Source organism: Pantoea sp. Z09 (assembly GCF_022394795.1).
In the GTDB taxonomy this organism is placed as follows: Bacteria; Pseudomonadota; Gammaproteobacteria; order Enterobacterales; family Enterobacteriaceae; genus Pantoea; species Pantoea latae.
In genome coordinates, this window is sequence record NZ_CP092373.1 from 34735 (window position 1) to 48869 (window position 14135).

Genomic DNA, 14135 nt, shown 5'->3' on the forward strand with positions numbered 1-14135 from the left:
AAATATTGTAACTATTGTAACTTTTGAAAGTGAAAAAAGGCGGGGAGGCAAACGGGATTATTTAGTCAGCAAAGACGCGCGGCGCAAAACATTATTAACCGCAAGGCTAAACCCGCGGCGACAATAAAACGTCGTCTGTTTTACGCCGAATGCGGCTTAGCCTTTGTTCTCTGTTACAGCACGCTTTCGCCATAATGCTGGCGATATTCCTTCGGCGTCGCGGCATAGCTTTTTTTAAACACCGAATAGAAATATTGCAGCGAAGGATAGCCACACATCTGCGAAATTTCGTTGATGTTCAAAGAGGAGGAGGCCAGCAGCTCGCGCGCCTTTTCCAGTTTTTCACGGTGGATCATGGCGTGAATGGTGTCGCCGGTTTCATCGCGGAAGCGCTTCTCCAGGTTGGAGCGCGACATGCCGATGGCGTCCAGCACCTGCTCGACCTTGATGCCTTTACAGGCGTTGAAGCGAATATAGTGCATCGCCTGGATAACGGCGGGATCGCGCAGCGAGCGGAAATCGGTGGAGCGGCGGGCGATCACTTTGACCGGCGGCACCAGAATACGCTGAAGCGGCAGCGGCTGCTTGTCCAGCAGGCGATGCAGCAGCTTAGCGGCCTGATAGCCCATCTGACGCGTGCCCTGCGCCACGGACGAGAGCGCCACGCGCGACAGATAGCGCGTCAGCTCTTCGTTGTCGATGCCGATCACGCTCAGCTTTTCCGGCACCGGAATTTTAAGGTGTTCGCACGCCTGCAGCAGATGACGCGCACGGGCGTCGGTCACGGCGATAATGCCGGTCTGCTGCGGCAGGGTTTGCAGCCAGTCGGCCAGCCGGTTCTGCGCGTGCTGCCAGTTCTCCGGCGCGGTGTTCATGCCCTGATACACCACACCCTGATAGCGCTCGCGCTGCACCAGCTGGCGAAAGGCGTGCTCGCGCTCCTGCGCCCAGCGCTTGCCGCTGGAGGCGGGCAGGCCGTAAAAGGCGAAGCGGTTGATGCCCTTCTCTTTGAGGTGAAGAAAGGCGCTCTCTACCAGCGCCGCGTTGTCGGTGGCGATATAGTGCACCGGCGGATAATCCTGCTGGCGATGGTAGGAGCCGCCGACGCCGACGATCGGCACCTCGACGTTCGCCAGCAGCTGCTCGATAGAGCTGTCGTCGTAGTCGGCGATCACGCCGTCGCCCAGCCATTCGCGAATATTCTCGATGCGGCAGCGAAAATCCTCCTCGATAAAAATATCCCAGTCGGTCTGCGACGCCTGTAAATATTCGCCGACGCCCTCTACCACCTGACGGTCATACACTTTGTTGGCATTGAACAGCAACGTAATGCGATAGCGTTTTTCATGCATAGTGGCGCGCTCTCCTGAATCCCAGCGCCATGCATAGCACGGCGAGATGAACCGCAGAAATTGTTTGCGCCACGTTGTGATCGCCGACGCGATTACACCCGCCGGCGCGTGGCGGTATCCATCCACACCGCCAGCAGCAGGATCGCCCCTTTGACGATGTACTGCCAGAAGGTGGGCACGTCCATCATGCTCATGCCGTTATCCAGCGACGCCATAATAAAGGCGCCCATCACCGCGCCCGCCACCGAGCCGACGCCGCCCGCCAGGCTGGTGCCGCCGATAACGCAGGCGGCGATGGCATCCAGTTCAGCGATATTGCCCGCCGACGGCGAGCCCGCGCCGAGGCGCGAGCTTAAAATCAGCCCGGCGATCGCCACCATCACGCCGTTGATGGCGAACACCGCCAGCTTAGTGCGCGCCACGTTAATGCCCGACAGCCGCGCGGCGTCGAGGTTGCCGCCGATGGCGTAGATACGGCGGCCAAAGGCGGTGCGCGTCGCCATAAACATGCCGCCCAGCAGCAGCAACGCCAGCAGCAGCACCGGCGTCGGCACGCCGCGATAGTCGTTGAGCAGCCAGATGGCGCCCAGTACCAGCACCGCGGTAATCGCCTGTCGCGCCACCGTGCTGCCGGCGGCGGACTGCGTCAGCCCCAGCTGCTGGCGGCGCAGCCGCAGCCGCCACTGCCACAGCATAAACAGCGCCAGACCGGCGATGCCGAAACCGAAGCCGACGCCGTCGGGAAGATAGCTCTGTCCAATCTGCGACATGGCGGGCGTGGTCGGCGCGACCGTGGTGCCATTGGTGATCCCTACCAGAATGCCGCGAAACGCCAGCATACCGGCCAGGGTGACGATAAATGACGGCACTTTGCGATAGGCGACCCACCAGCCGTTCCAGGTGCCTAACAGCAGCCCCATCAGCAGCGTCGCCGCGATGGTGAGCGGCAGCGGCCAGCCGAGCCAGACGTCGAAAATCGCCGCCGCGCCGCCCAGCAGGCCCATCATCGAGCCCACCGAGAGATCGATCTCCGCCGAAACAATCACGAACACCATGCCGACCGCCAGAATGCCGGTGATAGCGGTCTGGCGCAGCAGGTTAGAGACGTTGCGCGCGCTAAGCCACGCGCCGTCGGTGGTCCAGGTGAAAAACAGGGCGATAACCAGGATGGCGCCCAGCATCACCAGCACCTGCAGATTGGGCAGGGAGAATTTCCCCGGCGACGGCGCGCCCGGCAGCGTGCCCTGACGACTTTCGGTTTTAAGCATAATGTTCACTCCGCAGGGCCGCTTCCATTACTTGCTCCTGAGTCAGGTTGTCGTTAATCAGATCGGCTTTGATCCGCCCTTCATGCATCACCAGCACGCGATCGCTCAGGCCCAGCACTTCCGGCAGTTCGGATGAGATGACGATCACCGCGATCCCCTGCTGCACCAGGCTGTTGATCAGCAGATAGATCTCCTGACGCGCGCCGACGTCGATGCCGCGCGTCGGCTCGTCGAGGATCAGGATCTGCGGGTTGAGCAGCAAACATTTGGCGATAATCGCCTTCTGCTGATTGCCGCCGCTCAGCCGACCGATGGCCAGCTCCGGCGACGAGGTCTTCACCCGCAGCCGCGCGATAGCGTCGTTAATGACGTGCTGCTCGCGCGTCTCGTCCAGCGGCGCGAAGCGGCGGCTGAACTGGTCCAGCGCCGCCAGGGTGATATTTTTTCCCACCCCCATCAGCGGCACGATGCCATCTTTTTTACGGTCTTCCGGCACCATAGCGATGCCCTGGGCGATCGCCTGCTGGCAGTCGCGGATCTGCACCTGCTTGCCGTCAATCCAGATATCGCCCTGCCAGCGCCCCGGCCAGACGCCGAACAGGCACTGGACCGTTTCGGTGCGGCCGGCGCCGACCAGCCCGGCGATGCCGAGGATCTCGCCGCGCTTCAGGCTGAACGAAACGTCGTTGACGCGGCGCACCTGTCGGTTGACCGGATGCCAGGCGGTGAGGTGCTCGACGCGCAGCACCGTCTCGCCGATAGCGTGCCGCTGATGCGGATAGAGCGCGGTGAGTTCGCGGCCCACCATCATGGTAATAATGTCATCCTCGCTCAGCCCGGCGGCTGGGCGAGTAGCGATGGGCTTGCCGTCGCGGATGACGCAGATGGTGTCGGAGATCGCTTTCACCTCGTTCAGCTTGTGGGAGATATAGATGCAGGCGATGCCGTGGTCGCGCAGGTTATTGATAATACTCAGCAGCACCTCGGTTTCCCGCTCGGTCAGCGAGGAGGTCGGCTCATCGAGGATCAGCAGCCGCACCTGCTTATTCAGCGCGCGGGCGATCTCGACCAGCTGCTGCTGCCCCAGCCCGAGGTCGCCGACGCGGGCGTCGGGCGAGACGTCGAGCCTGACCCGCGCCAGCAGCTGCTGGCAGCGCAGCGTCATGGTTTCGTCGTCAACGATGCCGAAGCGGCCCAGCTCGGCGCCGAGAAAAATGTTCTCCATCACCGTCAGCTGGCGCACCAGCGCCAGCTCCTGATGAATAATCACAATGCCCTTGCGTTCGGTGTCGCGGATGGTCTGCGCCTGAATCGCCTCGCCAGCGAAGTGGATCTCGCCGTCGAACTCGCCGTGCGGGTAGAGCCCGCACAGGATTTTCATCAGGGTGGATTTGCCCGAGCCGTTTTCGCCGCACAGCGACATCACTTCGCCGCTCTCCAGCCGCAGGCTGACGTTATCCAGCGCCTTCACGGCGCCGAATCGCTTGGTGATATTGTTCATTTCCAGCAGCATCGATCTCTCCTCTTCGCGGCGCGCGCTCAGAGTTCGCTCTGTTTATGGAAACCGTCTTTCACCACGGTGCTTTCGATATTCTCTTTATTGACCTGAATTGGCGTCAGCAGGCGCGAGGGCACCTCTTTCAGGCCGTTGTTCAGCTTGCCGTTGCTGGCGGGCGTTTTGCCGTTGCCCAGTTCAATGGCGATGTTGGCGGCTTCGGTGGCGAGCTGGGTGATCGGCTTATAGACGGTCATGGTCTGGGTGCCGTTGATGATGCGCTTGATGGCGGCGAGATCGGCGTCCTGACCGGAGATGGCGACTTTACCCGCCAGGCCCTGCGCGCTCAGCGCCTGGATCGCGCCGCCGGCGGTGGCGTCGTTGGAGGCGACCACCGCGTCGATGTGATTGCCGTTGGCGGTCAGGGCGTTTTCCATGATTTTCAGCGCGTTTTCCGGCAGCCAGGCGTCGACCCACTGGTCGCCGACCACTTTAATGCTGCCGTTGTCGATATAGGGTTTTAACACCTTCATCTGACCGGCGCGAAACAGGTGCGCGTTATTATCTACCGGCGATCCGCCCATCAGAAAATAGTTTCCTTTCGGCACCTGCTTAACAATGCTTTCCGCCTGCAGTTCGCCGACCTTTTCATTATCGAACGAAATATAAAAATCGATATCGGCGTTATTTATCATGCGGTCGTAGGCCAGCACTTTAATGCCTTCGCGTTTCGCTTCAGCCACCACGTTGCTTAATACCTGCCCGTTGTAGGGAATGATCACCAGCACGTCGACGCCGCGGTTGATCATATTTTCGATTTGCGACATTTGCGTCTCTTCATTGCCGTTGGCCGACTGCACAAAGACTTTGGCGCCCTGCGATTCCGCCTGCTTTACGAAGATGTCGCGGTCTTTTTGCCAGCGCTCAAGGCGCAGGTCGTCAATCGCCATGCCGATCTTCACTTCTTTAGCGCTGCCGGCGTGGCTGAAGAGCGCCAGCGCGGCGCAGGCGGCTAACAGCGTACGTTTCATTTTCATGATGTTCATCCTGTAGGGTGGGAGAGGCTGTTGTCGTTATCGCTTTGGTCCAGGCGGATGAATTGTTGCCCTGAGTTTCCGCCAACATCAATTACTGATTTTTATCCGGCGATTACGTTTTTTGGTTTATTTCCGTTTTTATGAGCGGGATCGAGATTTAACGTTTTTAAGAGAAGAGGAGGGCGGCGAAGCGCGGTCTGGTTATTAATTTGCGAGCAAACGCACAAATATTAATTATCTCAATCTGGGTGTGAAATATCGTAATTGAGCCGGCGGAAAAAGCGTAAGCAATATAAAGGCTCACGGCCGACTGTCCGGATTTTCACGCTGAGGAGCGAAACATGCACGCCTATTTCGACCAGATCGAACGCGTTCGTTTTGAAGGAGTAAAGAGCACCAATCCACTGGCGTTTCGCCATTACAATCCTGACGAGGTTATCCTCGGCAAAACCATGGCCGAGCACCTGCGTTTCGCCGCTTGCTACTGGCACACCTTCTGCTGGAACGGCGCGGATATGTTCGGCGTCGGCGCGTTCGACCGCCCATGGCAAAAAAGCGGCGACGCGCTGCAGCTGGCGAAGCTCAAGGCGGACGTGGCGTTTGAGTTTTTCCACAAGCTCAACGTGCCCTACTACTGCTTCCACGACGTCGACGTCGCGCCAGAGGGCGATTCGCTGCGCAGCTATCAGGAAAATTTCGCGGTGATGACCGACAAGCTGCTGGAGAAACAGCAGGAGAGCGGCATGAAGCTGCTGTGGGGCACCGCCAACTGCTTTACCCATCCACGCTATGGTGCCGGCGCGGCGACCAGCCCCGATCCGGAAATCTTCGCCTGGGCGGCGAGCCAGGTGTGCAGCGCCATGCAGGCGACGCAGACGCTGGGCGGCGAAAACTATGTGCTGTGGGGCGGCCGCGAGGGGTATGAAACCCTGCTGAACACCGATCTGCGCCAGGAGCGCGAGCAGATTGGCCGCTTTATGCAGATGGTGGTGGAGCACAAACATAAAATCGGCTTCCAGGGCACGCTGCTGATCGAGCCGAAACCGCAGGAGCCGACCAAACATCAGTATGATTATGACGTGGCGACGGTGTACGGCTTCCTGAAGCAGTTCGGGCTGGAGAAAGAGATCAAGGTGAACGTCGAGGCGAACCACGCCACGCTGGCGGGCCACTCATTCCATCATGAGATCGCTACCGCTATCGCGCTGGGCATTTTCGGTTCGGTGGACGCCAACCGCGGTGATGTCCAGTGCGGCTGGGATACCGACCAGTTCCCGATCAGCGTGGAAGAGAACGCGCTGGTGATGTACGAGATTATTAAAGCGGGCGGCTTCACCACCGGCGGCCTGAACTTCGACGCCAAAGTGCGTCGCCAGAGCACGGACAAATATGACCTCTTTTACGGCCATATCGGCGCGATGGATACCATGGCGCTGGCGCTGAAGGCGGCGGCGCGCATGGTCGAGGCGGGCGAGCTGGACCAGCGCGTGGCGCAGCGTTACAGCGGCTGGAATGGTGAATTCGGCCAGCAAATCCTGAAAGGGGAGTTTTCTCTCGCCTCGCTGGCGGCGCATGCTCAGCAGCAGCAGTTCAATCCGCAGCATCATAGCGGTCGCCAGGAGCAGCTGGAGAACCTGGTCAACCACTATCTTTATGATTTCTGACACAAGCGGGAGTAAGGCATGTATATCGGGATCGATTTAGGCACGTCCGGGGTCAAGGTGGCGCTGCTGAATGCGCAGGGCGAGGTGGCGGCGGTCAGCAGCGCACCGCTGCAGGTGTCGCGTCCGCAGGCGCTCTGGAGCGAGCAGGATCCCGAAAGCTGGTGGCTGGCGACCGATCGGGCGATGCAGACGCTGGCGCAGCAGCATGCGCTCAGCGAGGTGAAGGCCATCGGCCTGAGCGGCCAGATGCACGGCGCGACGCTGCTGGACAGCGCGCATCGCGTGCTGCGCCCGGCCATTTTATGGAACGACGGGCGCAGCGGCGAGCAGTGCCGCGAGCTGGAGCAGCGCGTGCCCGCGTCGCGCCAGATCACCGGCAACCTGATGATGCCCGGCTTTACCGCGCCCAAGCTGCTCTGGGTGCAACAGCACGAGCCTGAGATTTTTCAGCGGGTGGCGAAGGTGCTGCTGCCGAAAGACTACCTGCGCTGGCGGCTGAGCGGCGACTTCGCCAGCGACATGTCGGACGCGGCGGGCACGATGTGGCTCGATGTGGCGCGCCGCGACTGGAGCGATCGGATGCTCGACGCCTGCGGCCTGACGCGCGAGCAGATGCCCGCGCTATTCGAAGGCAACGCGGTAACCGGTTCGCTGAACGCTGACATTGCGGCGCGCTGGGGCATGGCGCCGGTGCCGCTGGTGGCGGGCGGCGGCGACAACGCCGCGGGCGCGGTGGGCGTCGGTATGACCGAACCGGGCCAGGGCATGCTGTCGCTTGGCACCTCCGGCGTCTATTTCGTGGTCAGCGACGGCTACCTCAGCAATCCGCAGCGCGCGGTGCACAGCTTCTGCCATGCGCTGCCGCAGCGCTGGCATTTAATGTCGGTGATCCTCAGCGCCGCCGCCTCGCTCGACTGGGCCGCAGCGCTGACCGGCTGCGCCGACGTGCCGCAGCTGCTGGCGGAAGCGGAACGTGCCAGTGACAGCTCGCCGCCGCTGTGGTTTCTGCCCTATCTCTCCGGCGAACGCACGCCGCACAACAATCCGCAGGCGACCGGCGTCTTTTTCGGCCTGACGCATCAGCATGGTCGGCCGGAGCTGGCGCGCGCGGTGCTGGAAGGCGTCGGCTACGCGCTGGCGCAGGGCATCGACGCGGTGCACGAGTGCGGCGTCGCGCCCTCCAGCATTATGCTGATCGGCGGCGGCGCGCGCAGCGCGCTGTGGCGGCAGATGCTGGCCGATATCAGCGGCCAGACGCTCGACTACTGTCAGGGCGGCGAGGTGGGGCCAGCGCTGGGCGCGGCGCGGCTGGCGCAGCTGGCGCTCGACCCGCAGGCGACGCTGCCCGCCTTAACGCGCGTGCAGCGCCATCAGCCCGACGCGGCGCGCCATCACTATTATCAGCCGCTGCGCGACACCTTTGCTCGCCTCTATACGCAGCTGGCGCCGCTGATGCGCTAAGCCTGTCCCGTCCTGTCGCGATCTTGTCCCGATTTGGCCTTCTTCCTCTGCCTCAGGCCCGTCATGATGGGCCTGAATTCATTTCTAAGGAGGCCGAAAATGGCACAGGCAGCACTGTTAGTCATTGATGTTCAGCAGTCGTTTCAACACCGTGATTTCTGGCAGGAAGAGGACGTTCCGGCGTTTCAGCGCCATATTAGCGCGCTGATCGAAGGCTGCCAGGCGAAAGCGATTCCGGTGGTAGACGTCTTCCACGTCGCGCCGCAGGGGCCGTTTGCCCTCGACTCCGGCTGGGTGAAGCGGATGGATTTTTTACAGCACGAGGCGGCCTTCAGCGTGCAGAAACATGTGCACAACGCCCTGACCGAATCGGGCCTGCTGCCCTGGCTGGAGGCGCAGGGGATCGACACGCTGATTATCAGCGGCATCCGCACCGAGCAGTGCTGCGAAACCACCGCGCGCGTGGCGTCCGATCTCGGTTTTAAGGTACTGTTTGTCAGCGAGGCGACGCTGACTTTTCCGATGACGCACAATGGCGTCACGCTCAGCAGCGCCGAGCTGATTCACCGTACCGAAACCGTGCTGATTAACCGCTTTGCCGAGGTGGTGAGCGTGGAAGCGTGCCTGGCGCGCGTCTGACAACAAGGAGTGGCGCGATGGCGCAAACCGTCCTGTTTCTTACTCTGCCCGGCGTGATGGCGCTTGATGTGACCGGACCGGCGGAGACACTGCGGCTGGCGGGGGATCGCTTTGCGCTGCGCTATATCGGCCCAGAGGAGAGCGTGCTCAGCTCGACGCAGATGACCATCGCCGGCATCGAGCCGCTGCCGGCGAGCCTGCCGCCCGACAGCCTGCTGGTGGTGCCGGGCGTGTATGACTCTTCGGTCTGGTTCAGTACGCCGCAGGCGGAAATAGCGCGACGCTGGCTGCAACGTCAGCAGCCGCTGCTGCGCGCGCGGCAGATCACCCTGATCTGCGTCTGTTCCGGCGCGCTGCTGGCGGCACAGGCCGGTTTGCTCGACGGCGTGCACTGCACCACCCATCACGAGGTGCTCGCAAGGCTGAAAGCCGCTGCGCCCGCCGCGCTGGTGAAAGAGAACCGCGTCTTCGTCGACGACGATAATATCTGGACCAGCGCCGGCATCACCGCCGGCATCGATCTCTCCCTGCATCTGATTAACCGGCTGTGCGGCGCGCAGGCGGCGCTGGAGGTGGCGCGCGAGATGGTGGTGTGGTTCCGCCGCTCCGGCGACGATCCGCAGCTGTCGCCCTGGCTGCGCTACCGCAACCATCTCCATCCGGCGATCCATCGCGCGCAGGACGCGATGATCGCCCATCCCGAGCACGCCTGGTCGCTGGAGGATCTCGCCGCGCGCGTTCACGTCAGCGGCCGTCACCTGGCGCGCCTGTTCCGCCAGCATCTGGGCGTCAGCGTGCGCGAGTATCACGAGCAGCTGCGGCTGGGCATCGCGCGCCAGCGCCAGCAGCAGGGCGAAGGCGCAGAGAAAGCGGCGCTGGCCGCCGGTTTTTCTTCAGCGCGTCAGCTGCGGCGCGCGCGCGATCGCTGGCGCGATCAGCTTACCCAGTGACGCCTGTCGAGGCGCTGCAGGCCTACAGCCAGCAGCAGGCTGCCCGCCAGCGTCGCGCCGAACACCCAAGGCAGATCGAGCAGCGGCCGCGACATATCGTCATAGTGACGCGTGCGCAGAAAGTGAATAAAGAGCGCGTGAAAGCCGTAAATCGGCAGCGAATAGCGTGAAAGGGTGCCGAGCACCGGCAGCGTGCGGGCGTTCAGCGCGTTTTTGAACAGCACCAGCAGGCTGATGGCGGCGATAAACACCAGCGGGCCGCAGTAGAGATACCAGCGGTCATTAAAGGCGCCGTTAACGATCAGCGCCTGTCTGGTGCCGAGCGTAATGCCGATCACGCAGGCGGCGAACAGCCCCGCCGCCAGCGGCGTCACGCCGCGCTTTTGCGTTTCCATGGTGCCGATGGCGCGGCCCAGCAGGGCGTAGAGCAGATAGTAGATGCTGTCGCCGCTGACGTAGAGATTGACCGGCAGCCAGTGAAACGGCCCGACCGCCTGCTCCACCGTGTTCGGGTTGGCCAGCACCGCCAGCACAATGACCAGCAGCGCCACGTAGCGCGCCTGCACCTGCTTGACCTGAATCAGCGGCGAGAGCAGGTAGATGCCGATCAGCGCAAAGAAAAACCACAGATGATAAAACACCGGCTTCTGCAGCATCTTCAGCAGCGAGCGCCCTTCGCTGATGGGCGTCAGCCAGGTGATGTAGGCCAGCGCCACCGCGCTGTAGAACAGCAGGCAGAGCACCAGCCGCAGCAGATGGCGCGGCTGGGCGCTGCGCTCGCCGAAGAAGAGGTAGCCGGAGATCATAAAAAAGAGCGGCACGCAGACGCGCGACGCGGAGTTGAGCAGGTTGGCGATATCCCACCAGTGTCCGGTCACCGCCATCGGCCCGGTGATATACCAGGTGGTGGTATGAATGACGATCACCATTAAACAGGCGACCGCGCGTAAATTGTCGATCCAGCAAATCTTTTGCGACATCGGGTCCTCTTGCGCATCTCGTTGGTGCGAAGAAGGGTAGACAGTCGCAATGCGCGCGACAACCTTTCGCCTCAGGATTCGGAGCCGTCTGGCGCGCCCCGCGCCCGCCAGGATTTCCGGCTGCACATCGCGCGGTCAAAGGGTATACTGTCGCACTCTTTTTTCATCTACCCGACTCGCGTGCGAAATCATCATGCAAAAGTTTGATACCAAAACCTTTCAGGGCCTGATCCTGACATTGCAGGATTACTGGGCGCGTCAGGGCTGCACCATCGTTCAGCCGCTGGACATGGAAGTGGGCGCTGGCACTTCACACCCTATGACCTGCCTGCGCGCACTCGGACCAGAGCCGATTGCCGCAGCCTATGTGCAACCGTCGCGCCGTCCGACCGACGGGCGCTACGGCGAAAACCCGAACCGCTTACAGCACTATTACCAGTTCCAGGTGATCATCAAGCCGTCGCCGGACAACATTCAGGAGCTGTATCTCGGATCGCTGAAAGAGCTGGGCATCGATCCCACCGTGCATGATATTCGCTTCGTGGAAGATAACTGGGAAAACCCGACGCTGGGCGCGTGGGGCCTCGGCTGGGAAGTGTGGCTCAACGGCATGGAAGTGACGCAGTTCACCTACTTCCAGCAGGTGGGCGGCCTGGAGTGTAAGCCGGTGACCGGCGAGATCACCTACGGCCTTGAGCGCCTGGCGATGTATATCCAGAGCGTCGACAGCGTCTACGATCTGGTCTGGAGCGACGGCCCGCTGGGTAAAACCACCTACGGCGACGTGTTCCATCAGAACGAAGTAGAGCAGTCCACCTATAACTTCGAATACGCCGACGTCGACTTCCTCTTTACCTGCTTCGAGCAGTACGAGAAAGAGGCGCAGACGCTGCTGGCGCTGGAAAAACCGCTGCCGCTGCCCGCCTACGAGCGCATTCTGAAAGCCGCGCACAGCTTTAACCTGCTGGACGCGCGCAAGGCGATCTCCGTGACCGAGCGCCAGCGCTATATTCTGCGCATCCGCACCCTGACCAAAGCCGTGGCTGAAGCCTACTACGCCTCCCGCGAGGCGCTGGGCTTCCCGATGTGCAATAACAACAAGTAAGAGGCAGCCATGACTGAAAAAACGTTTCTGGTGGAGATCGGCACCGAAGAGCTGCCGCCGAAAGCATTGCGCAGCCTGGCCGAAGCCTTTGCCGCACAGGTCACCGCCGAGCTGGACAGCGCCGGTCTGGCGCATGGCGAGGTGCGCTGGTACGCCGCGCCGCGCCGTCTGGCGCTGAAAGTCGCAGGCTTAAGCGCTGCGCAGCCCGATCGTGAAGTCGAGAAACGCGGCCCGGCGGTCTCTGCCGCCTTTGACGCCGACGGCAAGCCGACCAAAGCGGCGGAAGGCTGGGCGCGCGGCAACGGCATCACCGTTGACCAGGCGGATCGCCTGAGCACCGACAAAGGCGAATGGCTGGTTTACCGCGCGCAGGTGAAGGGCGAGTCCGCCCAGTCGCTGCTGCCGGGCATGATCGCCACCGCGCTCGGCAAGCTGCCGATCCCGAAACTGATGCGCTGGGGCGCGAGCGACGTGCAGTTTGTCCGTCCGGTGCACACCGTGACGCTGCTGCTGGGCGACGAGCTGATCCCGGCGACCATCCTCGGTATTGCGTCAGGACGCACGATTCGCGGCCACCGCTTTATGGGCGAGCCGGAATTCACCATCGACCATGCCGACCAGTATCCGGAGATTCTGGAAACGCGCGGCAAAGTTATCGCCGACTACGCCGTGCGCAAGGCGCAGATTAAAGCCGATGCCGAAGCGGCGGCGCGCCAGCTGGGCGGCACTGCCGACCTGAGCGACAGCCTGCTGGAAGAGGTGGCCTCGCTGGTGGAGTGGCCGGTGGTGCTGACGGCGACCTTCGAGGAGAAGTTCCTCAAGGTGCCGGCGGAAGCGCTGGTCTACACCATGAAGGGCGATCAGAAATATTTCCCGGTCTATGACGACGCGGGCAAGCTGCTGCCGAACTTCATTTTCGTCACCAATATCGAATCGAGCGATCCGCAGCAGATTATCGCCGGTAACGAGAAGGTGGTGCGTCCGCGTCTGGCGGATGCCGAATTCTTCTTTAACACCGACCGCAAAAAGCGTCTGGAAGATCATCTGCCGCGTCTCGAAACCGTGCTGTTCCAGAAAGAGCTGGGCACGCTGCGCGACAAAACCGACCGCATTCAGGCGCTGGCGGGCTGGGTTGCCGCGCAAATCGGCGCGGACGTCAATCACGCGACGCGCGCCGGCCTGCTCTCCAAGTGCGACCTGATGACCAATATGGTGTTTGAGTTTACTGACACGCAGGGCGTCATGGGCATGCACTACGCGCGTCACGACGGCGAAGCCGAAGATGTGGCGGTGGCGCTCAACGAGCAGTATCAGCCGCGCTACGCCGGCGACGATCTGCCATCGAACCCGGTGGCCTGCGCGCTGGCGATCGCCGACAAGATGGATACCCTTGCGGGCATCTTCGGCATTGGCCAGCATCCGAAGGGCGACAAAGATCCCTTTGCGCTGCGTCGCGCCGCGCTGGGCGTGCTGCGTATCATCGTCGAGAAGAACCTGCCGCTCGATCTGCAAACCCTGACCGAGGAAGCGGTGCGTCTCTACGGCAGCAAGCTGAGCAACGGCAACGTGGTGGACGACGTGATCGACTTTATGCTCGGCCGCTTCCGCAGCTGGTATCAGGAAGAGGGCCACAGCGTCGATACGCTGCAGGCGGTGCTGGCGCGTCGTCCAACGCGTCCGGCCGACTTCGATGCGCGCATGAAGGCGGTGTCGCACTTCCGCACGCTCGACGAAGCGGCGGCGCTGGCGGCGGCGAACAAGCGTGTCTCCAATATTCTGGCGAAATCGACCGAAACCCTGAATGAGAGCGTGCAGGCGTCGCTGCTGAAAGAGAACGAAGAGATCCAGCTGGCGACCTTCGTCACCGCGCTCGGCGACAAGCTGCAGCCTTACTTCGCCGAAGGCCGCTATCAGGATGCGCTGATCGAACTGGCGCAGCTGCGCACTGCGGTCGATAACTTCTTCGACAAGGTGATGGTGAACGCCGACGACGCCGACGTGCGCGTCAACCGCCTGACGCTGCTGGCGAAGCTGCGCGAGCTGTTCCTGCAGGTGGCGGATATTTCGCTGCTGCAGTAAGCGCGTCATCAGTCGTAAGCGAATAATGCCAGTAAAAGGCCGACATCACTGTCGGCCTTTTTTTTATCAGAGAAGCGAGCGGCTGTTTGATCTGACCCGTAAGGA

Annotated in this window: 11 protein-coding genes; 6 read left to right on the forward strand and 5 right to left on the reverse strand. The window is 62.0% G+C overall.

Annotated features, from left to right (window positions below):
* Nucleotides 1-173 precede the first annotated feature (173 nt).
* From xylR to xylF, 4 genes are all read right to left on the reverse strand, one after another.
* Nucleotides 174-1352, reverse strand: coding sequence for a D-xylose utilization transcriptional activator XylR (xylR, locus tag MC269_RS00165; protein WP_081140579.1), 1179 nt, complete (start codon nt 1350-1352; stop codon nt 174-176).
* Between the two features lie 92 nt (nt 1353-1444).
* Nucleotides 1445-2620 carry a xylose ABC transporter permease XylH gene (gene xylH / locus MC269_RS00170; protein ID WP_239953316.1) on the reverse strand — a complete coding sequence of 392 codons (1176 nt, stop codon included), beginning with the start codon at nt 2618-2620 and terminating at the stop codon, nt 1445-1447.
* Entirely contained in the window at nt 2613-4133 is a 1521-nt protein-coding gene (locus MC269_RS00175) for a xylose ABC transporter ATP-binding protein (protein WP_239953317.1), read from the reverse strand. The genes xylH and MC269_RS00175 overlap by 8 nt, the downstream gene beginning before the upstream one ends.
* Before the next feature lie 26 nt (nt 4134-4159).
* The gene (gene xylF, locus MC269_RS00180; RefSeq protein WP_239953318.1) at nt 4160-5152 is read right to left on the reverse strand and encodes a D-xylose ABC transporter substrate-binding protein; all 993 of its coding nucleotides are present in this window, start codon (nt 5150-5152) and stop codon (nt 4160-4162) included.
* A 341-nt stretch (nt 5153-5493) separates the two neighbouring features.
* Here xylF and xylA point away from each other — a divergent pair, with 341 nt between their 5' ends.
* The 4 genes from xylA (at nt 5494) to MC269_RS00200 (ending at nt 9866) form a co-directional block, all read left to right on the forward strand.
* The gene (gene xylA / locus MC269_RS00185; RefSeq protein ID WP_239953319.1) at nt 5494-6816 is read left to right on the forward strand and encodes a xylose isomerase; all 1323 of its coding nucleotides are present in this window, start codon (nt 5494-5496) and stop codon (nt 6814-6816) included.
* Nucleotides 6817-6834: 18 nt separating this feature from the next.
* Nucleotides 6835-8277, forward strand: coding sequence for a xylulokinase (gene xylB, locus MC269_RS00190; RefSeq protein WP_239953320.1), 1443 nt, complete (start codon nt 6835-6837; stop codon nt 8275-8277).
* A 99-nt stretch (nt 8278-8376) separates the two neighbouring features.
* A complete protein-coding gene (locus tag MC269_RS00195; RefSeq protein WP_081140585.1) occupies nt 8377-8916 on the forward strand; it encodes an isochorismatase family protein in 540 nt (179 codons plus the stop codon).
* A gap of 17 nt (nt 8917-8933) precedes the next feature.
* The gene (locus MC269_RS00200; RefSeq protein WP_239953321.1) at nt 8934-9866 is read left to right on the forward strand and encodes a GlxA family transcriptional regulator; all 933 of its coding nucleotides are present in this window, start codon (nt 8934-8936) and stop codon (nt 9864-9866) included.
* Here MC269_RS00200 and MC269_RS00205 read toward each other — a convergent pair.
* Nucleotides 9851-10846, reverse strand: a complete 996-nt coding sequence (locus MC269_RS00205; RefSeq protein WP_239953322.1) for an acyltransferase — start codon at nt 10844-10846, stop codon at nt 9851-9853. The two genes, MC269_RS00200 and MC269_RS00205, sit on opposite strands and share 16 nt — an antisense overlap.
* A gap of 193 nt (nt 10847-11039) precedes the next feature.
* On the opposite strand from MC269_RS00205, the gene glyQ reads away from it, so the two are divergent.
* Both glyQ and glyS read left to right on the forward strand, forming a co-directional pair.
* The gene (glyQ, locus tag MC269_RS00210; RefSeq protein ID WP_081140588.1) at nt 11040-11951 is read left to right on the forward strand and encodes a glycine--tRNA ligase subunit alpha; all 912 of its coding nucleotides are present in this window, start codon (nt 11040-11042) and stop codon (nt 11949-11951) included.
* A gap of 9 nt (nt 11952-11960) precedes the next feature.
* Nucleotides 11961-14030, forward strand: a complete 2070-nt coding sequence (glyS, locus tag MC269_RS00215) for a glycine--tRNA ligase subunit beta (RefSeq protein ID WP_239953323.1) — start codon at nt 11961-11963, stop codon at nt 14028-14030.
* The last annotated feature ends 105 nt before the right edge of the window (nt 14031-14135 follow it).